The following is a 21170-nucleotide window of genomic DNA, read 5'->3' as shown; positions in this document are numbered from 1 at the left end:
GTAATAAATCGATTGGGGAACCAATATACATGGATGCAGTTGATCCCGGGGTGCAGAGTCTCAACCAAGAAGAAATAAGGTCGATGACGTTAATATGCCAACTTGATCATTTCGTTCGCCATACCCATGGCCTGTTCGGTTTCGGATGGGCGCTGGATCATGACCACACGATAATTCAAGCACACCTCCTTATGTATTTCCCCCATGGGCGCGTGGAGCGAGTTGCCGTTTCCCAAGGCCGTGCGCGCGAAGACGTCGCAGGGGCATTTCCAGGTAATGAGCAGGCGGCCAACTCAGGCTTCATGGTGATTGCCGGCTGGGGAGCGGAAGAACCGGAACATCTCGAACTGATATTTGAGATGCAGTCAGGCGCGACAGGGCGCCACGCACTGACGTTGCCGACTCTTGATTCGGCTCCCGGCGCGGAAGCAACAGCACGGACCTATCTTGCCAAGCGCGCCTGGGCCTACCTACGTCGAGGCAATATCAGGGCCTTGGTGAGAAAGTGCATACATTACCGTGGTCGAAACCCGTCTTTGATGAATCAAGACGAGGCAGCCTTGGCAGTACGCCTAAGGAATCGCCGATGTCGTCTGCTGATCGACCATTCAATGGGTGGTGGAGCCAACCTGTTCCGCGAGCGCGTGGCTAGTGAGTTTAAAGCAGACGGCGATACCGTGGTTCTACTGAGCTTTCGTGTTTCTTCGATGCAAGCTTTCGTGGAAGTGAGAGATCATAGCGGATCTTATTCATGCAAGCTGTCTAACTTGAATATTTTGATTGAGCTGCTAATAGATGCGGACCTTCAGGAAATATTTTTCAACTGCGCCGTCTCGTTCCCGCAACCGCAGAGTCTTCGAGAGTTCATGCTGTCGCTCAAGCAGCGAACGGGGACCAAACTGGTCGTCGCCATTCACGAGTATTTTTTGGTGTGCCCTTCACACTTCTTACTGGATGACACGGGAAATTACTGCGGGATACCCTCAATATCCCGCTGCAATACCTGTCTGACTAATCATCCAGATGGATTTGTATCCCTCGCCGGTGAGCGCTCAATAGTGCGCTGGCGACAAATGTGGGGAGAATTTTTACAGACTGCGGACGAGGTTCGCTGTTTTTCAAAATCGTCTCTTATGCTACTTGAGCGCGCCTACCCCGGAATGGGATCGCACGCTAAGCTTTCTCCCCACTATGTTGAACCACTTCGTGAAGTCAGTCTTCCTAAGCAACCACAGCAGCACCTGACGATCGGGGTAATAGGATCTATTTCCCACCACAAAGGCGCGGGCGTACTGGAAGGTCTGGCTGAGGCAATTCGCCAGGCAAATGCGCCAGTGCGAATTGTTATCGTTGGTAATATAGATGTGCCCTACCCTCCGGAGATAATGAAGGAAACCGGCCCGTACGTACAGGATGACCTACCCAAAATAGTTGAAAAGCATGGCATCAGCATTGCTTTTTTGCCGTCAATTTGTCCCGAGACCTTTTCCTTCGTTGCGCATGAAATTTTATCGATGAAACTTCCCTTGATAAGCCTAGATTTGGGTGCTCAAGCAGACTTAGTTCGCAGTCTCGATAACGGCTATATCGCAAAGCGTCTAGATGGCCCGAGCTTGCTCGAGGATATTCTGGCTTTCAATCGTTCTCTTCACCCTTTGAGCCTTAAGGTTATTTCTTGAAAAGAATACATGTTTATACCAGCGCAGCCTGCAACTACATCCCCAAAGTACGTGCATTGGTCGAGTCGATAAAAAAATATCACCCAGAATGGGTCGTCCATTTAGCATTGTCGGATGAAGTGCCCGCTGGCCTTGATCTTTCCGCAGAGCCGTTTGATGAGATCCACCCCATCAGTAGCCTAGATATTCCGAATGCTAATGGCTGGGCGTTTTGTCATACCATTGTAGAGTTGTCCACAGCCATAAAACCGTTTCTGTTGGCACATCTGCTTGAACGTCCAGACTGCGGAGGGGTCATTTACCTCGATCCTGACACAGTCTTATTCTCGCCTCTGAACGATGTACTGGATGCTATTGAGCACTCAAATATCGCGTTGACACCACATCAAGTTACGCCCGAGCCGACATTGGCAGCAATCATGGATAATGAAATATCCAGCTTGAAGCACGGTATTTACAACCTTGGCTTCCTCGCCGTGGCCCCAACGGAAATTGGTAAGCAATTTGCAAGGTGGTGGTCTGATCGACTGTACTACTTCTGCCGTGCGGAGATCCACAATGGATTGTTTACCGATCAACGTTGGATTGATCTCGTACCAGCGTTTTTCGAAGGTGTATGCATCTTGCGAACATCTCGCCTAAACGTCGCACCTTGGAACATAACAACACGACAGATCACCGGCCAATTACCAGACAACGTAATGGTTGACGGCGAACCTCTGGGCTTTTACCACTTCACGGGATTCGACAGTGGCGCCCACCGGACTATGGCGTGGAAAAACGCCGCCAACCAGCCAACAGCCCATGCATTGATCAAATGGTATTCGGAAACTATTACTAACCTTAGCAAAGACCCTCTAAGTCAGGTACCGTGGGCGTTTGCTTGCTTTGCCGACGGTACGGCCATTCCCAAAGGCGCGCGCCTCATCTATCGGGAACGGCTCGATCTGCAACAAGCGTTCCCAGATCCTTTTGCAACTGAAGGCGGTGGCTACCTGGCTTGGTGGAACTCCCAAGGTCGAGTGGAATTCCCAGCCTTGTTTGACTCTGAGTTTTCAGCAGCGGAAATACTACGAGTTACTTCAGCATTGACACCGGGCTATCAAGCCGGAGGCACCGCTCCGGTTTTCAGTGCGAGCCGTGTTCGCGCGCACTTGGGCCAGGTAATGGACAATCCCAGCCACGGGGCGCAGCTGGTAAAGCGTGCTTGGGAAGTCCTGCGCACAGAGGGCGTACCCGGTATCGTCAAGCGTATTTCCCGGTAATGTTGAATGCTGAACAGGGTTTTTTGCAATGTCATTGATTGATCACCAAGTGAGAAGCGAAGCTGCGAGTACGCTGGGCTCGCTTAGTTCGGCGCACGCCAGCAAACTCATTATACTGCTCACTTTTCTGCTCGCCGGTGTAGCTATCGCTATTCATGCACCAGGGCAAATATCTATGGATACCAGTATCCAGCTTTTCGAGGCCCACAATGGACAGTCAGTGAGTTGGAGCCCGCCTTTCATGTCGGCATTGCTCAACTGGCTCGGAGGCGGAGAGATTTCCACCGCCTTGCTCGTATTGCTCAACACGATACTGCTGTATGGTGCCTTTGCCATTATTGCGTTAACCATGCTGCAAATACGCGCAGCTAGAGGGCTGGCTCATATTGCAACCTGGCGTGTGGTAGCAGGTCTACTGCTAATAATGAATCCAATCATTTTCATCTATGTGGGAATCGTATGGAAAGACGTGTTGTTTGCGTCTTTACTTACAGCAGGCTGCGCATGTGCGATTGCCGCCACAATAGGCTCGCCGCTGCGCCGCTACGGATGTATCGGCCTCTCCCTGGTTCTTCTGGGGGCTGGTTTTCAAGCGCGCCAACAAGGTGTCTTCATGGCGCCCATATTGGTCCTAGCAATTATCTTTGCGGTTTATTCGTTTAAACCAACTAAAAAACTTATCACAGCGTCTATCATCATTGCACTGTTCGTGGGTGTCGTTACAGGCATTCAGAATAAAGTCAACTCCACAGTAAAAGGTGCGGATGATCGCGCCAGCTCAGTAGGCTTTCGCAACATTATGCAATTCGATTTAGCCGGCATCATCAGTGATACTAGTCGTCCTTATGGCGAACTTGTATACCCAGTTACCGACGAGCAGTTCGCTGCGATCAAGTCTGCCTATGATCCAAGCAGAATTGATTTCCTAGATCTTAATCCAGTCGTACATAACTGGTTGGCCTCCATACCAAGCGACGAGCTCAAGCATCAATGGTGGGAAATGGTGAAGCAAAACTTTGGTGCTTATCTTCAGCATCGGGCTACCACTTTTGCAACTCTTATTGGATTGCGTGGACTTAACGGAACCCTCCCCGTGTTCATTGGTGTGGACGGTAATCCGGATTACCTTGCAGCTGTAGGAATTACACTTGGTACTGGAAAAAGGGCACAAAAAGTATACGATATAGCAGTATCATTTTTTAACTGGCCAATTTATCGTCACTTTTTCTGGATGGGCTCGCTTGTTGTGATCGCGGCTGTCGGTGCACGTTCGGTCTTGCCTCTTTCTATCAAGCTGATCGGAGCAACGATTGCCCTAGCGACACTGCTTCTGTATGTATCTTTTCTACCGACGACCATCGCCTCAGACTTCAGGTACTTGTTTGGTGGCATCCCGCTAGTCATGACACTTGGTTTTATTCTGCTGTTCGGAGCGGCAAGGAGTAAAGCTACCTGAGAAGAGGGGGGGAGGCATGGATGACCCTATCTCTCCTTTATATTTTATATAGGCGTTGAGGCAGAGACGATCGGATGAAGTAGTCTCTGTACCAAGTGGCAAGTACTGCATAGCTAAACGCTCGCCATTCTTGCCTCTTGTCGATTTATTCGAGTCGACTCAGGATATTTTGTTCGATCTGACATTGTCCCGGGCAGGCCCAACCGCTGTGCTCTCAATGTGGACGGAGCTGAGTTGGGTCAAGGAGAGTGGATTATTATTTATATTCTATGCAACATATCGGTAAAAACAGGGACCGGACAATGAACCCGCATGCGCCTCAACCGATCTCTCTATGGGTACTTCTACGCAATCTATGGATACACCGTCAGCTGATATGGCAGATGACTCGACGCGAAGTTATCGGTCGTTATAAAGGTTCATTCCTTGGATTAGGCTGGTCGTTTCTCAACCCATTATTGATGCTTGGAGTTTATACCTTTGTTTTTTCGGTAGTATTCCGCTCTCGGTGGGGAGTTACAGAAAACGGAGCTGAAGAAAGTAAGGCAATGTTTGCAGTGGTGCTATTTGTCGGCATGATTGTTTATGGTTTATTTGCGGAAATACTTAACCGAGCCCCCATGCTGATCGTCGGTAACGTTAACTACGTAAAGAAAGTCGTATTTCCTCTTGAAATTTTGCCTATAGTTACCGCTTGCGCTGCACTATTTCATGCGATGGTGAGTTTGGCGGTCTGGTTGGTGGCCTACACGCTACTGATTGATTGGCCGCATTGGCACGTTGTGTTCCTTCTCTTGGTCCTTTTCCCGCTCTTGGTTCTGGCGCTAGGCTTTGCCTGGTTACTAGCTGCGCTGGGGGTCTTTTTGCGAGATGTTGGACAAACTGTTGCCATCATAACTACTATGATGATGTTTCTCGCGCCAGTATTCTTCCCTGTCAAGAATCTACCAGTTGAGTTTCAACCGCTGATAATGGCTAACCCACTAACCTTCATCATTGAACAAGCACGTGATGTTCTAATCTGGGGCAAGATTCCGGACTTCATCGGATTGGGCAAATATATGGCGATAGCTATGATCGTGTTCTGGGCAGGCTTTGTATTGTTCCAGAAAATGCGTAAAGGTTTCTCTGATGTGCTCTGAGCTAGCAATTAAGGTCGATAAAATCGGCAAATGCTTCCATATCTATGACAATCCCCGCGATCGTTTCTTACAGATGTTCAACGGTCGTCGAAAACAGTATTTTAGAGAGTTCTGGGCATTACGAGACATTTCGTTTTCCGTACGGAAAGGCGAGACCGTAGGCATTATTGGGTGTAACGGGAGCGGTAAATCAACATTATTACAGATTATTTGCGGCACCCTGACGCCTACATCTGGCGAAGTTCAAACGGCAGGGCGTGTGGCTGCTTTACTTGAGTTGGGCTCAGGTTTTAATCCTGATTTCAGTGGACGTGAAAATGTTTACATGAACGCTGCAGTACTAGGCCTTTCCCGCGAAGAGACAGACACTCGATTTTCAGAAATAGAAGCCTTTGCCGATATTGGCAGCTTCATTGACCAACCGGTCAAAAGCTATTCCAGCGGAATGATGGTTCGCCTTGCATTTGCTGTCGCAATTAATGTTGACCCACAAATTTTAATTGTGGATGAGGCATTATCTGTAGGCGACGAACTTTTTCAACGAAAATGCTTCGCGCGGATTGAAGCGATAAAAGCAAAAGGCGCTACGATTTTATTTGTCTCACACTCCGGCGGCACAATTGTTGATTTATGTGATCGAGCAATACTATTGGATCGGGGGATTAAGCTCACCGAAGGCGCACCAAAAAATGTGATTGGAAAGTATCAACGTCTGCTCTATGCCCCCTCTGAAAAGCTAGATAGCATCCGTGCGGCAGTTAGTGCAGAAGGAGATGCGGCACTGTCCGCCTTAAATGCTCCTACCGAATCAGCTGTAGCGCTTGCGCCCAAGAAAGAAGTAGATGAGTTCTACGATCCACATCTTAAGTCTCAAAGTGAACTGTCCTATGAGTCAATTGGCGCAGTCATTCAACCGCCCTACATTGTCAATCTCGCCGGCGACCCTGTTAACTGCCTGAAGCGCGGGCTTACTTATCGTTATATTTACAAAGTCCATTTTTCTGTTGCCGCTACCAGCGTACGGTTCGGGATGATGATAAAGACCTTGGCAGGTGTCGAACTGGGTGGATCTGCAACTGCCGTAAGCTCCCAAGACGCAATCAGCTACGTATCGGCAGGCTCCGTCATCCAGTTAGAGTTTGCTTTTGATTGCAATCTTAACATGGGCACTTATTTCCTCAATGCCGGAGTACTTGGCACAATAAACGGTGAGGAAACTTACCTGCATCGCTTGCTGGATGCCTGCCTATTTCGCGTACTGCCAACTGAAGATCAATTAGCAACCGGCGTGATAGACTTCAAGTGCGTTCCAGATATATCGATCACAAGCAGCGAAATATAAAACCAAAAAAATTAACACCTCAGACCACGGATATTAAGGCAAATGAAAAAATCAAAAAATTTGAACCGCCTTATTCTTCTAAATAGACGACTGAGCAGTTCTCAAATACAGCCGCCACCAATTATATTTAGTTCTTCTGATTAATGGCGGCAATGCACGAGCATCTTTTCATCGAGACCTGGAGTTCATCCATACTGACCGAAAAGGCACATTCAGTACACTGCAGAAACTACTGAGATTACACCTTCAACACCAATCTCACTGATGTATTTTCTTTTATCTTTACTTTGAAAAATACAGTATATCGACACGAAGACTTATCGACATGAACAGTAAATTTATAAAGGCCTTACCGAGGCGCCACTAACTGACACCTGAACATAGTTTCTTAAAAATATTGTACGATGGATTACAACAAAGGCTCATTAGCCGCCTACACGTATTAACTAACTCTAAGCGCTTCGCTCATTTCAGATCTTCAACTCAACACAGTCGAGTGCGAAATATCTACAGCCCATTCCTTGTATCAAGCTTTTTGGATAAGCGTGCCCTTGCGAAGCCATTATATTAGGTTCTTCACGGATTACCGGGAAAGATGCTCCTGATCTTCATGAAAAAGAATTCGCTATCCCGGTAACCGTACGCCATCCGCTTGATGACCTTGATTCGATTGTTGATCCCTTCCAACTGACCCGTATGCATCGGCCAGCGCACCCGGCTAACGATGCCCCGCCAGTAGCCCTGCAAACGCTTGGCAAATTGCTTCAGAGCGGGTATCGCGCTTTCATCGGCCAGACGCAGCCACTGTTTCCACGCTGATCGCCAGCCCCAAGCAGTTGTGGGCGACCACAGCGCTTTGAGCTCTGCCTTCATCAGATAAACCGTCATCAACGGCTGATTGGCAGCCAGCAGATCCTGTAAGTGCACCTGTTGATCCGCGGTCTTGAGATTCTCCGGGTTTCGCAACAGCAGCCATCGCGCTTGCTTGATGACCTTGCGTGCAGGCTTGTCATGACGCAGGCGGTTGGCTTCATCGACCCGTACTCGATCAATCACTTCTCGCCCATATTTGGCCACCACATGAAACAGGTCGTAGACCACCCGTGCCTGAGGACAGTGCTGGCGCACCTCCAAGTCAAAGGCTGTGTTCATGTCCATCGCGACCGCTTCAATCCGCGCACAACCCTCAAGCCCCAGCTCTTCAAAGAACGGCCTGATTGCGGCCCGACTACGTCCTTCGCCGACCCAGAGCACCCGGCGGGTATCGGCATCCAGCACAACGCTGGCGTAGCGATGCCCTTTGAACAGGGCAAACTCGTCCATGACCAATCGCCGGGGGCGGGCTACAGGCAGTGCATCCAGTTCCCTCTGCAGAGCCCGTCGCTCCAGTAATCGCACGCTATCCCAGTGCAATCCGAATAATTGAGCTACATGCAAGGTAGGCAGTCGTCGACAGGTCTGGATGACGGTTTCAGCCAAGCGGCGTGTCATCCGGGAGTAGCGGTCAAGCCAGCTGACACCCTCCATTCGTTTGCCGCAGGCGCCACATCCAACTCGCCTGAGCTCGACGTTCAGCCGCACCGGTTACCCAAGGATGGGCAGGTCTCGGATGAAGCGCTGACAGTATTCATGGGTGGTTGTGCTGGGCTCGTTGCAACCGCTGCAGATAGGAAATCGAGTGCTCAGAGGGACGAGATCGATCTGTAAAGCGCTACCCTCAGGTTTGATGGCGGCCACAGAAAAACCCTCCCAAAACGGAAGGAACGTATTAATATCGCGCATAAGAACGCCGGTTTTTTAGATGTGTTTGTTCGCACTAACATCATCCATCAAATCGGCGTTCTTGTTTCTGTGTTTCCCGGGATTCCGTGAAGAACCTTATATTAGTGATGGCTGCGTTTACAGTAGCTATGCCACCCCAACGAAGCATTGAAACTAAACATGTTAAACCGGGCATCAGCACAAATACTCGCACCATCAGATATGCTGTTAACAAAATTAAATTCCATACAGCACCCGGATCCATGCAAGCGTAGAGTTCCTATACAGTTCAAGAGCTAGAAACAGAATAAGCAGGGCTATCGAATCAAACTAGTTGCCGCGACCTTTCGCAGAGACGCGGCACTAGTTTTATAAAATCTAAGCAGTAGCGAGGCCGACAACACAAGCAAGCGCTGTCAACCAAATCATCAATGACTATCCTTTTTCGGCAGAGCATGTTTCTTACGCAGAATATGGAAAGGACGTCGCGGTGATGAAGAAATATCGTGGCCAATAAAGGCGAGCAAGAACTGGATTCCAATAATGACAGGAAGTGCCGAAAGCATAACGGTGCCCGCAGGCGTGGGTACGTTAGCCTGCATCGACTCAATCCAGTGAGCGAAGCCAAAAATAGTTCCTGAAGTCAGCAGAAACAAACCCAGTGGCAACTCGAGTGAGGCCAGCGACATGCCACGAAGGTAGTAGTTATAGAAAATTCGCTTACTGAAATTTCTAATGTGTTTTACGAGAAACTCTCCAATTACTTTGGAGACCCTTAGGTTGCTGACCTCGTCTTCGTACTTGGCATCCATTGGAATATCAACAACCACTCCACCCAATGTGTTCAATCGAAACAGCATGTCAGTTTCAAAGAAGTAACGTTGGCTTATTTTTTCGAGCGGAAGTTGCTTAGCAATCTCACAGTGTATTGCGGTATAGCCATTTGTGGGATCAAAAAGCTCCCAGTAACCTGAGGACAGCTTTGTCATAAAGGATAGCACCGCATTTCCAAACATCCGAATTTTTGGCATTTCGGAAATTTTTTCCAGATTGAAAAAACGGTTACCCTTGGTGTAGTCAGCATTGCCGGAAATTATAGGTGAGACGAAATCGATGATCAGGCTAGGGTCCATCTGCCCATCACCATCAATTTTTACGATGATGTCCATACCGTCCGCAATGGCTGCTCTATACCCAGTCATAACAGCACCGCCAACGCCCAGATTCACTGAGTTTCGCAATACGGTCACCCGAGCATCGGCACAATGCTCGACGACATAATCTCCAGATCTATCAGGGCAGCAGTCGTCAACGACATAGATTTTAGAAACCTCCGGCCCGATTTGCTGGATAACCTCCAATATATGGCTTTTTACCTTGTAACTGGGAATTAGGACTGCGATTTTCATAGCTGGATCAGACACGCGAGTGCTCCATTCTCAATGCGAAAGTTGGTGCTGAGATTAACATGTTCGTGCGTTGTGAAGGGCTGCCCACTTACTGGGCTTGTTCCTTCGCGACAGGCACCAAGAAGCAATATTTTAACTGCAATCTGGTAGGCATCTATACCACAGCAAATCCGTAGCAATTACACCAGCAACTTCAAAGCCAAGCAATGACTCTCGCAGAGAGATGGTCGAATGGCAGCTCTCCGACCGCTACATATCTCGCTCAAAACCTTGGATAATTGGTTGAAAACTGTACGTAACGGGCGCCCCTCAGCGCTGCCAGCGCGCTCTATCATCGACGTTGAAAGCGAGCAGAGACGGCTTCGCGCTTAAAATTCCGCGCTTAAAATGGAGCAAGAGAACCTAAAAAGCTACAGTATTCTTGCCCGAAAGCTAAACTGAGATGCACCTTCGTCCCCCGTGAATGAATTCTCTTTCTGCTCTGAATGCTATGCCGGATGATGGAGCTCTCGGTGGATTTCACGAATGTATGAAGCGTCAGGAGTATCCAGGGCTAGTTACATGGACTGCACCTAGGCTGAACCGCACTTGTACAAAAAAGCTGCATCGCCGCCTCTAGCACCACCGTCCTCCATGTCTTCATAAGCCTGATCTATAACTGTGATCCACTCCTAATACCCTACAGAAAGGCGTGTCACCAATATTTCTGGCGCAACCAAAATCAAATAAAATCCACCCTTTCCAGCACTTATGGATGACAAGGAATGTGGAATAAAGAAACCGCCATCAGTCACTTGAACTCTCACGCCCACGCTGGCAGCACTGGGCGTTGTGCGGCCTACACCCGGCAGGCCATCGAAGCCGGCGGTGGCGGCGTAATCCTGCACAGGAAGCACTCGGCCAAGGACTTCGGCCCTTCTCTGACCGCGGTGGGGTTCGTCGAACAACCTGCCGGCCAGGCGCCACAGGCAGGTGACGTGGTGATCATCCAACCCATTCCCGGCCATCCCCACGGCCATATGGCGATGTTCAACGGCAAGCTTTGGGTGTCAGACTTCAAGCAGTTGCACGGCTTCTACCCGGGGCACTCCTATCGGGTACAGAAGCCTGAATACAAAATCTACCGTCATCCGTAAGGGGTTCCCCATGAGAATGCTCTTCTGCTCGCTGCTGGCGGCTATTGCCCTGCACCAGCCGCTGGCCATGGCCGATTGCGCCAGTTCGCCCAAACCTGTAACCCAGGCGTTCTACAGCTGGTACCTGCAGACCTACAGCCAGGACAAGGATCCAGTCACCGACAACGCCCCCGAAATGAAGAAGTACGTCTCGGAGTCGCTGATCGCCAAGATCAAGAAACAGATGGCAAGTCCCGAAGGCCTGGAAGAGGACTACTTCCTCAAGGCCCAGGACTACATGGATGAATGGCTGACCCAGATCCAGGTCAGCGAACCGCAGATCCAGGGTTCCACCGCCAAGGAACAAGTGACCTTGGGCAACACGCCGGACACCACCCAGATCGTCGATGTGCGCATGGTCAAGGACAAGGGCTGCTGGAAGATCGACGAAGTGATTTCCACTGCCGATCAAAGCGACTGAGCCTGTAGCCGGCGCCACCTCGGCTGCTCTTGCCAAAGATCGAGACAGATCGGACGGCGTGCTAAGCTGCGCGCCGCCCCGGGCCCGCTCCCGGGGCGTTCCTCTCTGAAAAAGGACTTCCAGTCATGTCGTTGCCGGCCGCAGTACGCCTGCCACTGTCGTTTCTCTCACTATTCTCCATCCTCAGCCTGACCAGTATCGGCGCCCATGCGCAAGCATCGGAAGACGTTGCCAAGGGCCGTTGGCAGGGCCTGGCGGGTATGGCCAACCTGTACCTGGACGATGCCAGTCCCGAAGACTTCATCGAAGCCGGGGACAATGAAAAAAGCCAGCACGACAACTATGCCGGCGCCCTGGCTTACTACCTGACCGCCGCTCGTCTCGACCCGAAGAATGCCTTCGCCTCCTACCAGGCCGCCGGCAGCCTGGCCGCCATGGACAAGAACAAGCGCGCCGCCCAATACCTCGACCAGGCCCGCGAGCGCGGCTTCTGGCAGTTGGTGATCCTCAAGGAGGACGACGAACTGCAAGGCCTTCAGCAAGACCCGGCCTACAAGAAGCTGCTGCAAGCCGCCGAGAAGAACTACCCGGCCAGGGCCAGGGATGCGGGCCTCGCGGCCTTCAGCATTCCCCAGGGCAAGGCGCCGGCCGCAGGCTGGCCAGTGCTGGTCTGGTTGTCGGGGTTCGGTACCGAAGGCAGCGACGACCTCGATATGCGTACCGACCTGCTGGGGGAAAAAGCGGTTCTGGTGGGTATCAATGGCACCCTCAAGCGCGATGAGCATCAATTCATGTGGCAGCAAAAGTCGGCAGCACCGACTCAGGAGGCCGTCAGTGCGGCCCTGAAGAAGCTGGAGAAGCAGACCCGCATCGATCGCTCGCGAATTGCCCTGATGGGCTTCTCCCAGGGGGCCGAGCATGCCTCGCACCTGATCGCCGAGTACCCACAGCAGTACAGCGGCGCACTATTGTTGTCACCCGGCGGCTACCGGATTCCCTTTGGCGAATCCAAAGCGCGGGACAAGCGCATCGTCATCGTCCATGGCGCCAAGGAGCACGAAAGCAATCAGAAGCTCACAGTCGCCACGCAACAGGCCCTGGAGCCTGGCAATCAGTTGCAGAGCCACGAACACGATCAGGGCCACAGCTTCCAGGACGACTGGCGCCAAGTGTATCCGGGCTATCTGAAGTTCATCCTCAACCTCTGAGCATTGTCCATGGCGCCGCGGGTCCATGGCTTCAACCTGCGGCGCAGCACCCGTCCAGAACTATTGCTTGGCCTGCGCTATCGGCCCCGGCGCCTTGACCTGGGTCATCAGGTCGTCATCCCACTGCCCCTCGACCTTGACCTGCGCCAGAGCCCCCAGATCCATGGCCTCGATCAGGTTGTGGCTGAGGTACACATAGGTGCCCGGCTGCTTGAAGGTGTAGAGCGCCGCCAGGGCAGAGCCACCGGGGATGAACCAGGTTTCCAGGTTGCGTTGCGGGGCGTTGGCGAACTTGCCGGTGGTCCAGACCCAGTCGCCGTGGCCGCCGATCAGATGCGGGCGGCTGTCGCGATTGGCTTGCGAGTGAATGAACAGCACGCTTTCGCCGACCTTGGCGGTCAGCGCGTTGGCTCCGGTCAGGGCGCCCACCCGACCGTTGAACACCACGTGACTCGGAGTCAGGGTGCGCATCACCGCGTGGGTATCCGGGTAGCTGGAGGCCAGGTTCGGATAATCCTTGTAATGCCCGTCCTTGTCCTTGGGAATGTAGAGGTCGAACTCGCCGATGGTATAGGCCCGGTCGTAATGCAGGGGCTTGCCAGCCGGGTCTTTCAGGCCATCGCGCGGCAGCACCATAAGGGTGCCACTCATGCCGGAAACCACATGCCACGGCACCATGCCCGAAGGAGCGCAGTGGTAGACGAAGGTGCCACTGCGATCGGCCTTGAAGCGCAATACCACCTCCTGGCCCGGGGTCACCTGGGTCAGCGCCGCACCACCCAGGGCGCCAGTGGCCGCGTGGAAATCGATGTTATGGGGCATGCTGTTGCTGGCCGGGTTGCTCAGGGTCAGCTCGACGTAGTCGCCCTCGTGCACCACCAGGGTCGGGCCGGGCATGGAGCCATTGAAAGTCATGGCTTGCAGCGTGGTGCCCTGGTCATCCACCACCATCTTTTTCTCTTCGACGCGCATGTGGAACTGCATCACCTTGGGCGGTCCGCTGACCACCTGCTCGTGAGCATGCACCTGGGGCGGCGTCACCAGCTCCACCTTGACCCGTTGCAGACCGTCCGCACCCGCTGCCAACGCCAGGCCAGAAGCCCAACCGCCAGCTACCACACACCACTTCAACCACGATTGAACAGCACCCATGCTTGCGTTTCCTTGCCGACGAATGGTGATTCATTGCAAGGCAAACGCCGGGCGCCGGTATTGTCTCAGGGCAATAAACCCATGAGCCGTTGACCGGCGCCGATCACGGATAGCTGAAGCTGCGCACCAGGGTCAGTTCGCCAGGGGCGCGCATCGGCACGATGAACGACTCGCTCTTCTCGTCCGGCGTGCCTTCCTCGGTGATCACCGTGACCTGGGCGGTGGTCAGGGGCTGCACGGCGTTATCCTGGCCGCCGTCACCGTCGTCGTCAGTGCGATAGCCGCCACCGTAGTAGTTCACATACACCAGGTACTGGCCCTTGAGCGGTACCGGCATGGAGAAGATCTCCGGCCCGTAGCCGGTGGTCACATCGACGTCCAGGGCCGCGCCATTGGGAGCCACTCGATCGCCGTACCAGATATGGGCGCCATCCGGAGTCACCAGGTGCAGGTCCAGGTCGGTGTTGTCGCTGTCCCAGGACAACAGCACCCGCAGCTTGGGCGGCGTGACGCCAGCGCCGGTGTTGAGGAACTGCACACGCTTGCGCTGCTGGCCGTCGGGGCTGCGCACCTCGACGCTGTTGCTGCCGTTGGGGAACGAATAGGGCCGGTCGAAGCCGCCGTCTTCGTCCACCTTGAGCGGCATGCTGAGGCCATTGACGATCAGCTTGCCCGGCTGCGAAGACTTGGGCGCCCCCTTGATCTGCCCACGGATGCGCGCGGTATCGGCCTGGCCTTGTGGAGTGTTAACCGAAGAAGCCGGGTAGTTGACGCTCTGGCGATACTGTTCGCCGTCGTCGGCACGGGTACGCCAACCGCCTTTGGGAGTGTCGAGCTGGATGCCGCTGTCGGCCAGGGCCACAGGCAGGCTGAACATTCCACAAAGGAACAGGAGCACCGGGGAAGCAGGAAATTTCATGACCTATTCCAGTAAGAGATGACGGGCGAGCCCTTCGATGTAGTTTTCATCCTGGCCATTGGGATGGGCTTCGAAGGCCAGGTGCAGGTATTCGTGGGTCAGGTCGAGGCGGTCCTGCAGGGACAGCACGCCACGTACGTAGATGCGTTGTCGCTCGCGATCGACGTAAGGCCGGCCGAAGCCCAGGCGGCACACCGCCAATTGACTGACTTCGTTGTAACCGACCTCCTGCTCCAGCGGCTGGCGCCAGCGCCGCCGTTGTTTCAGCAGCCACTCCTGGGCCGCCGGCAGGGGTTCGCAGGAGGCCACCGGATTGTCCCAACGACTGAGGCTGGCGCGCGGATAGGCGTGCAGCAGGATAGCGTCGTAGCGCTGGCCTGAACCGGCCTGCTCCACCGCCTGTTGCCAGGACAACTTGTCTGGCGCCTGCAGGTCGGAGTGATAGGTGACCTGGGTTCCAGCCAGCACCAGGTCGCCAGTCCAGGCGGCAATGGCCCGGGCCTCGGCAGTGGCCGGACGCGGCGCGACTCGCTGGCGGCTGCTGCTGTCGTCGATGCTCAGGCACTCGCCGCTGCGAGCGGCGTTCTGCAACAGGTAGGTACGGATCGCCACGGCCAGGGCCTTGGCCGCCTCCCGTGGCTCGCTGCTGGCTTCGCGTTGCAGCACCCGGGCCACGTACTCTTCGCGATCCAGGCGCGCCACCAAACGTTGCGCGGCCCCTTGCTGCTGCAGGAACAACTCGCCAGCGCTGTGGATATCCAACTGGTTGCCATTGGCGAACGCCACCTGGTAATCCCCTTGCAGGGCACCGGGCCTGGCAGGTTGGCCATTCTGGCTGACGCCCTTGAGCGGATAGCGGGAAAACAGGCTGACCTCGACGCAGCGGCCCTTGTCCAGCGGCATGTTGACCGGCAACAACTGATCCAGGGCCTGGGCATGCTCCTTGAGGACCCGCTGGCTAGTACCGCGGCCACCGACCCACAACGGCGTGCCGTCCGTCAGCCAACCGGCGAAACCGCCCTCGCGCGATTGCGGGTCGCGCTCGGCTAGCCAACTCCAGGTCTTGACCCGCAGCCGCCCACCGAGCGCCCCCACCACCGTGCCATCACCGGCGTTGAGAACCACGTCCAGCAATACCCGGCGCGCGGTATCCCGGGCCGGCAAGCTGGCCAGGACTTGCAGCAGTTCAGCCACCGGAACCCGAGTCTGTGGCTGCAACTGCTGCAGATCCTGCAGCCAGCCCGGGGCCTGGCGCGCCTGCCAGTAACTGCGCCAGTCACTGGCCGACACCTTGAGGCGCGCGGGCTCGAAGTACAGGCCGCAGGAACGCACCAGGGCCTGGTCGCGGGCGATGCTGTTACCGACCGTGCAGCAGTACACCTCTTCCTTGGACTTGCCCTGGCAGGCATAGGCCGGTTCCTGGGCGCCGGTGTCCACCAGCCAGGCGTAGACGAACAGTTTCCAGACGCTGCCCAGGGGCGCTTGCAAGCTCTCGGGCAACGGCTCGCGGGCCAGCACCTGGGTCCTGGAGAGGCTCACCAGCTCGCTGTCCGGTGCGGTTTTCCAGGCCAGGCGCAGAGGTTCGTCCTGGGCCGTCGCCAGCCCAGGAAGCAAACACAAACACAGCCAGGTCCAACGTCGCAGCATGTTACTTGACCGAAACCTGGCCCAAGGCCGGAGTACGCTCCTGGGCCTGATGCTCAGGTGCATAGACCTGGTAGAAACGTGCCGGCGGCAAGTTGAACTGGCCCTTCTGGGAGAAGCGGACCAGATGGCGCAGGCGCACTTCGCTGCTGTCGTTCAGCGCATCCAGCGGCACGCGGTAGCTCATCTGCCCCGGTTCGGCACGGGCCTTCTCCAGCGACGCGGCTTCACTGCCCGCAGGACCGGCCAGCTTGATACCCCAGGTGGTGCGCTCGACATCGGCGCCCGGCGGCAACGGCACATCCAGCATGCCGTACAGCAGCGGGCGCTTGCCTTCGTTGGCGATGACCACTTCATCCAGGTACAGGCCGTCGCTGGCGATCGGCTTGTTGCCCACCGGCTCCAGCTTGAAGGTGAAGGCTTCGTCCCCCGGTACCAGGCGCAGCAGGCGGCGAGAGATATTCACCGGTGCCGGCGTGCCGGCTTCCTGCTTGCTCAGGTAGCTCACCGAGGCCCGTAGCGGGCGCTCCGGCACCGAGTCCAGGGTCAGCACCGCAGGAACCTGCGGGCCTTGCCATTGCCAGTAGCTTTCGCCGCTGGCGCCCTGGCGCTGTTGCCAGCCTTGCCCCGGGTTGAGGTTCGTAGCCGGCGCCGACTGGGCCACGCTACGTTGCAGCCAGGTCAGGGCCAGGGCCCGCTCCAGGGTCGACTGCGACGGCAGCAGGCGTTGCAGCAAGGCGCGCGTCGCGCCCTGGTCGAACGGCTTGAGCGACAGGCTCAAGGCCTGGGCGAAGGGCTGGGAGCTGATTTCCATCTGCTGTTGCGCCGCTTCCAGCTGGGCTACGAACGCCGGCGGTGGCGTGACCTTGGCGTCCCGCGCCAGGGCCGCAGCCAGCACCCGGGCACTGGCCAGGCCCAGGGCCGAATCCGGGCTGTCCATCACCAGGCTGTCGACGCTGTCGTCCTGCATGCTGGCTTGCGGTCCCGAGCCGGCCTTGGCCAGATCGTCCATCAGGCCGCTGACCAGGGTATTGATCGGCAGCTTCATCTCGCGGGCGAAGGACAGGATCAGCGCACGTTGCAGCAACGGCGTATTGCCAGCCTGCTTGGCATAGACCTCAAGCACTCGCTGCCAATGCTCCGGCGGCAGGTTCAGGTCCATCACCTTGCTGGCGTTCCAGTCGGCGTAATAGGCATAGGCGGTGAGGAAGGCATCCGGATCGGCGTCCTCGCCCCACCAGGTGAATGCCGCTTCCGGCCCGGCCATGTGCACCAGGCGCAAGCGACTGTTCTGCATCATCAGGCGCAAGCGATCACGCACCTGCGGATTGCTGGCCAGGGCCGGATAGGCGACGCTCAGCGGCAACAGCTGGCTGGCGGTCTGCTCGACACCACCGTAGGGGTATTCCAGCAGGTCATCCAGTGCGGCGCGGAACAGCGCTTGCGGGCTGTCATCCAGGCGCAGGCGAATCTCCCCGGCATCGGCCGGCAAGCCCAGTGGCGTGCTGTTGGTGACCACGTCCAGGCTCTGGGTTTGCACGGTCTGCCAGCCAGCTCCGTTGCTGGCCAGGCGCACGGCCAGGGTGTCCATGGTCTTGCCGCCCTGCACCAGCTCGGCGCTCCACTCGCCATTGCCCGGAGCGATGGCCGGCAGGGCCACATAGTTGATGCCGCTGTTGAGGGTCAACGGCAAGCGCTGGGACTCACCGGCGTAATGCACCACCAGTTCTGCCTTGACCGGCTGCTCGGACTGGTTGAACGCAAAGACCCCAAGGTCCGGCTTGTCGCCGCTGCGGAAGCGGGTCGGGCCGCTCCACTTCAGGTACAGGGCCTTCTCGGACCGCACGAACTGCTTCTTCTGGCCAACCTGGCCATCCTCGGCGATGGCCCGGGCGGTGATGCGCCAGCGGGTCAGCGAGTCGGGCATGCGGAAGGTGAAGCGCGCCTTGCCGCTGCCGTCGGTGACCAACTCCGGCTGCCAGGCAGCGGTGTCGACGTCTTCACGGCGCGGACGCTCCAGCACCTTGACCCCACGCTCGCTACGGTTGGCCTTGCCTGGCGCCGTCGGACTGCCCGGCAGGGCTACGTCGTAGCTGATGAACGACAGGCTGGCGCTGGTGCGCACGTTGTTGCGCCGCGGGTGGTAGAAGAACTGGTCGATGCTCGGCGCCACTTCCGGCTGCAGGGCATAGACCATCTCGTCCACCACGCTGACCGTCAGGTGGGCCGGTACCGGCTTGCCGGCGAACTGGGTGGACAGGTCCACGGTGACGGTGTCACCCGGCTGGTATTTTTCCTTGTCGGTCTGGATGGCCACATCGATCTGCGGCGTCAGCACCTTGATCCCGGCGTTCTGGAAGCTGTATTCGCCACCCTTGGTGTAGAGCACGGAGAAGGTCAGGTTCGGCGCGAAGCTGTCCTTGACCTGCACCCGGGCGCGGTACTGGGTCGGGCTGAGTTTTTCCACTTTCAGCCAATCGCCCCCCTGGGACAGCAAGGCGGTGGCCTCGACCTTGTCACGCTCCAGCGACAGCAGCGCATCGTTGATCGGCTCGGGGAAGGTGATCAGCGCCAGGGCTTCGTCGCCAGACTTGTACTCGGGCTTGTCGAGGACGATCTCCACGGTACCCGGCACGGCCTTGACCCCTTCGCCGGTGACCGAATGGCTGGTACCGCCCACGACCCGGTCATGCTCGTCGCGCAGGGTCAGGTTGTAGGTACCGGGACGCTCGAAGGCCAGGACAAAACCGCTGTCGCCGGCGGCCAGCTTGCCTTCGCCAGTGCTCTGGTCTTCCATGCGCACCCAGCTGTAGCGGCTGGGCAAGACGCTCTTGCTCTGCTCGCTGGTGTTCTGGTTGGCGTAGCTGAACTGCACCTTGTCGCCCACCGCGCTGAAGCGTTGCGGGGCGCTGAGGCTGAAGCTCGCGGCGCCACGCTCGATGAGGATTTCCTTGGTGGTCTTGACCCGATAGGCCGCGCCGTCACTGGCGAATACGGTGAGCATGTAGCGGCTGGGCTTGTCCGCCGCCGGCAGGTCGAGGCTGGCACTGCCCTTGGAATCGGTGGTCAGCTCGGTGCTGGTCAGTTCCACCGGGAACTGGCCCATGTACTGCAACTCGTTGTCCACCATAGACAGCTGCTGGGACCGCAGGCTCAGTTGCAGGCGTGCGTTGGCCACCGGCTTGCCATCGGGATAGAGCAGTACCAGGTTGCCCTTCACCGCCTCGCCGGTCTTGAAGTCCGACTTGGCCAGGCTCAGGGCGATCTCGAAGTGCGGCTTGATGTACTCGGCTACGCGAAAGGCGCTGCTGTAGACCTGGTCCTTGTAGCGCAGGCGCAGTTCATAACCGCCCGCCAGTGCATTTTCCGGGAGCTGGAAACGCCCCTGGGTGCCGGACTTGGAATCCAGGTTCAGGGTCAGGTTCTGCAGGGCGGTGCCCGCAGCATCCAATACGCTGACATTCACCGTACCGGCACCGGGCAGCACCGAGTCCCGGGCATTCTTGAACTCACGCCCGACGACCTTCAGCGAGACCCAGTCGCCCGGGCGGTACAGCGGCCGATCGGTGAAGGCATAGAGCTTGGTGTCGTAGATTTCGCTGTCGTAGTAGAAGTTCTCGGAGACGAACACCCCGCCTTCCTGGTCCTCGCCGATCACATAGGAGCGCTCGGGGCTGACGTGTTTCAAGCGCACCAGGCCCTGCTCATCGGTAGCACCGCTGTTCATCACGCCCAGGCCGTCGGTCCACAGCACGTTGACCTTGGGTACCGAGTTGCCTTCGTGCTTGCCCGCCGCCCAGACCAGCAACTCGTCACCGGCGACCTTGCTCACCGCTACGGTATTGGAGACGAACACCATGGTGGTGGCGCGGTACTTGCCCACCAGGGCTTCGACCAGGTAAAGGCCTGGCTTCAACTGCCCAAGGGGAATGTAGACGTTGCCCGGTGCGACGTTGATGAAGTCACTGGAGGACCCGGCCAGGTTGACCCCGGCTGGCGGCTGGATCGGCTTGGCCTGCCACAGCGGGTAGCGGAACTGGGTCACCAGCGGCAAGCCCGGGACCAGGCCGAACTGCGGCTGGGCATCGTAGGGCGTCGGCGCCAGCAACGAGTTGCCGACCTTCAGCTCCGGAACCTCTTCGGTTACCTGCTTGCGCGACTCATAGGAGAAGGCGCGCTGCATCACCCGGCGCGACTTGCGATACCAGTTGTCCCACAGGTAGGCCAGGGTGTTGGACAGCCCCTCGCCCTTGAACTGGCCATCGCTGACCACTCGGTGCAGGTTTTTCTGGCGCTTGAGGAAGTCCAGCGGCTGGTTGATCCGGTAGACCCGGATATCCGCGCCGCCATAGGGTTCCATGCGAAAGCGCCGGTAATCACGCCCCGGCGCCTCGAGGCGCACCATGGCCTGCTCGTCGCTGGCAAAACTGCTGTCGGACAGCAGGAAGAAACTCTCCCCGGCGACTGCCGCGTAATCGCTGGCGGGTACGGAGTCTTCGGCGTTGACCAGGGACACGGGGGCCACCAGGGTCAAGGCCAGGGTCAAGCGGAACAGAAAACGGGACATAGGCAAGCCGCGTGAAGACGTCGCGAGTGA

Annotated in this window: 13 protein-coding genes and 1 pseudogene; 8 read left to right on the top strand and 6 right to left on the bottom strand. The window is 56.4% G+C overall.

Annotation, left to right across the window (positions count from 1 at the left end):
• The first annotated feature begins 29 nt into the window (after positions 1-29).
• The 5 genes from AC3WK8_RS14495 to AC3WK8_RS14475 all read left to right on the top strand — a co-directional run bounded on the left by AC3WK8_RS14495 (position 30) and on the right by AC3WK8_RS14475 (position 6884).
• Positions 30-1679, top strand: a complete 1650-nt coding sequence (locus AC3WK8_RS14495; protein WP_178088020.1) for a glycosyltransferase — start codon at positions 30-32, stop codon at positions 1677-1679.
• Positions 1676-2944, top strand: a complete 1269-nt coding sequence (locus tag AC3WK8_RS14490) for a glycosyl transferase (RefSeq protein WP_103325168.1) — start codon at positions 1676-1678, stop codon at positions 2942-2944. Before AC3WK8_RS14495 ends, AC3WK8_RS14490 begins: the two co-directional genes overlap by 4 nt.
• A 28-nt stretch (positions 2945-2972) precedes the next feature.
• Positions 2973-4400, top strand: coding sequence for a hypothetical protein (locus AC3WK8_RS14485; protein ID WP_103325170.1), 1428 nt, complete (start codon positions 2973-2975; stop codon positions 4398-4400).
• Between the two features lie 302 nt (positions 4401-4702).
• Positions 4703-5542, top strand: coding sequence for an ABC transporter permease (locus AC3WK8_RS14480; protein WP_103325229.1), 840 nt, complete (start codon positions 4703-4705; stop codon positions 5540-5542).
• Positions 5532-6884 (top strand): ABC transporter ATP-binding protein, encoded by a 1353-nt coding sequence (locus AC3WK8_RS14475; RefSeq protein ID WP_103325172.1) that lies wholly within the window; start codon positions 5532-5534, stop codon positions 6882-6884. The genes AC3WK8_RS14480 and AC3WK8_RS14475 overlap by 11 nt, the downstream gene beginning before the upstream one ends.
• A gap of 576 nt (positions 6885-7460) precedes the next feature.
• Here AC3WK8_RS14475 and AC3WK8_RS14470 read toward each other — a convergent pair.
• Together AC3WK8_RS14470 and AC3WK8_RS14465 are read right to left on the bottom strand one after the other, a co-directional pair.
• A pseudogene (locus AC3WK8_RS14470) lies at positions 7461-8666 on the bottom strand (ISL3 family transposase).
• 407 nt (positions 8667-9073) lie between these two features.
• Positions 9074-10054 carry a glycosyltransferase family 2 protein gene (locus AC3WK8_RS14465; RefSeq protein ID WP_178088021.1) on the bottom strand — a complete coding sequence of 327 codons (981 nt, stop codon included), beginning with the start codon at positions 10052-10054 and terminating at the stop codon, positions 9074-9076.
• Between the two features lie 764 nt (positions 10055-10818).
• Between AC3WK8_RS14465 and AC3WK8_RS14460 the strand changes: the two genes are divergently transcribed.
• The 3 genes from AC3WK8_RS14460 to AC3WK8_RS14450 all read left to right on the top strand — a co-directional run bounded on the left by AC3WK8_RS14460 (position 10819) and on the right by AC3WK8_RS14450 (position 12858).
• Complete coding sequence (locus tag AC3WK8_RS14460; RefSeq protein ID WP_103325176.1) at positions 10819-11190, top strand: cytoplasmic protein; 372 nt, start codon at positions 10819-10821, stop codon at positions 11188-11190.
• A 10-nt stretch (positions 11191-11200) separates the two neighbouring features.
• A complete protein-coding gene (locus tag AC3WK8_RS14455; RefSeq protein WP_103325177.1) occupies positions 11201-11650 on the top strand; it encodes a DUF3828 domain-containing protein in 450 nt (149 codons plus the stop codon).
• Positions 11651-11775: 125 nt separating this feature from the next.
• Positions 11776-12858, top strand: a complete 1083-nt coding sequence (locus tag AC3WK8_RS14450) for a dienelactone hydrolase family protein (RefSeq protein WP_085596936.1) — start codon at positions 11776-11778, stop codon at positions 12856-12858.
• A gap of 60 nt (positions 12859-12918) precedes the next feature.
• On the opposite strand, the gene nirK is transcribed toward AC3WK8_RS14450, so the two are convergent.
• The 4 genes from nirK to AC3WK8_RS14430 all read right to left on the bottom strand — a co-directional run bounded on the left by nirK (position 12919) and on the right by AC3WK8_RS14430 (position 21140).
• Complete coding sequence (gene nirK / locus AC3WK8_RS14445; protein WP_103325179.1) at positions 12919-14010, bottom strand: copper-containing nitrite reductase; 1092 nt, start codon at positions 14008-14010, stop codon at positions 12919-12921.
• Positions 14011-14113: 103 nt separating this feature from the next.
• Entirely contained in the window at positions 14114-14929 is an 816-nt protein-coding gene (locus AC3WK8_RS14440; RefSeq protein ID WP_103325181.1) for a YfaP family protein, read from the bottom strand.
• 3 nt (positions 14930-14932) lie between these two features.
• Positions 14933-16576 (bottom strand): DUF2300 domain-containing protein, encoded by a 1644-nt coding sequence (locus AC3WK8_RS14435; RefSeq protein WP_103325182.1) that lies wholly within the window; start codon positions 16574-16576, stop codon positions 14933-14935.
• A 1-nt stretch (position 16577) separates the two neighbouring features.
• Positions 16578-21140, bottom strand: coding sequence for an alpha-2-macroglobulin family protein (locus AC3WK8_RS14430; protein WP_103325184.1), 4563 nt, complete (start codon positions 21138-21140; stop codon positions 16578-16580).
• Positions 21141-21170 lie beyond the last annotated feature (30 nt).

This window comes from Pseudomonas sp. FW507-12TSA, from assembly GCF_058781435.1.
Note: the sequence above shows the minus strand (reverse complement) of the source record. Positions and strands in the feature narration are given on the sequence as shown.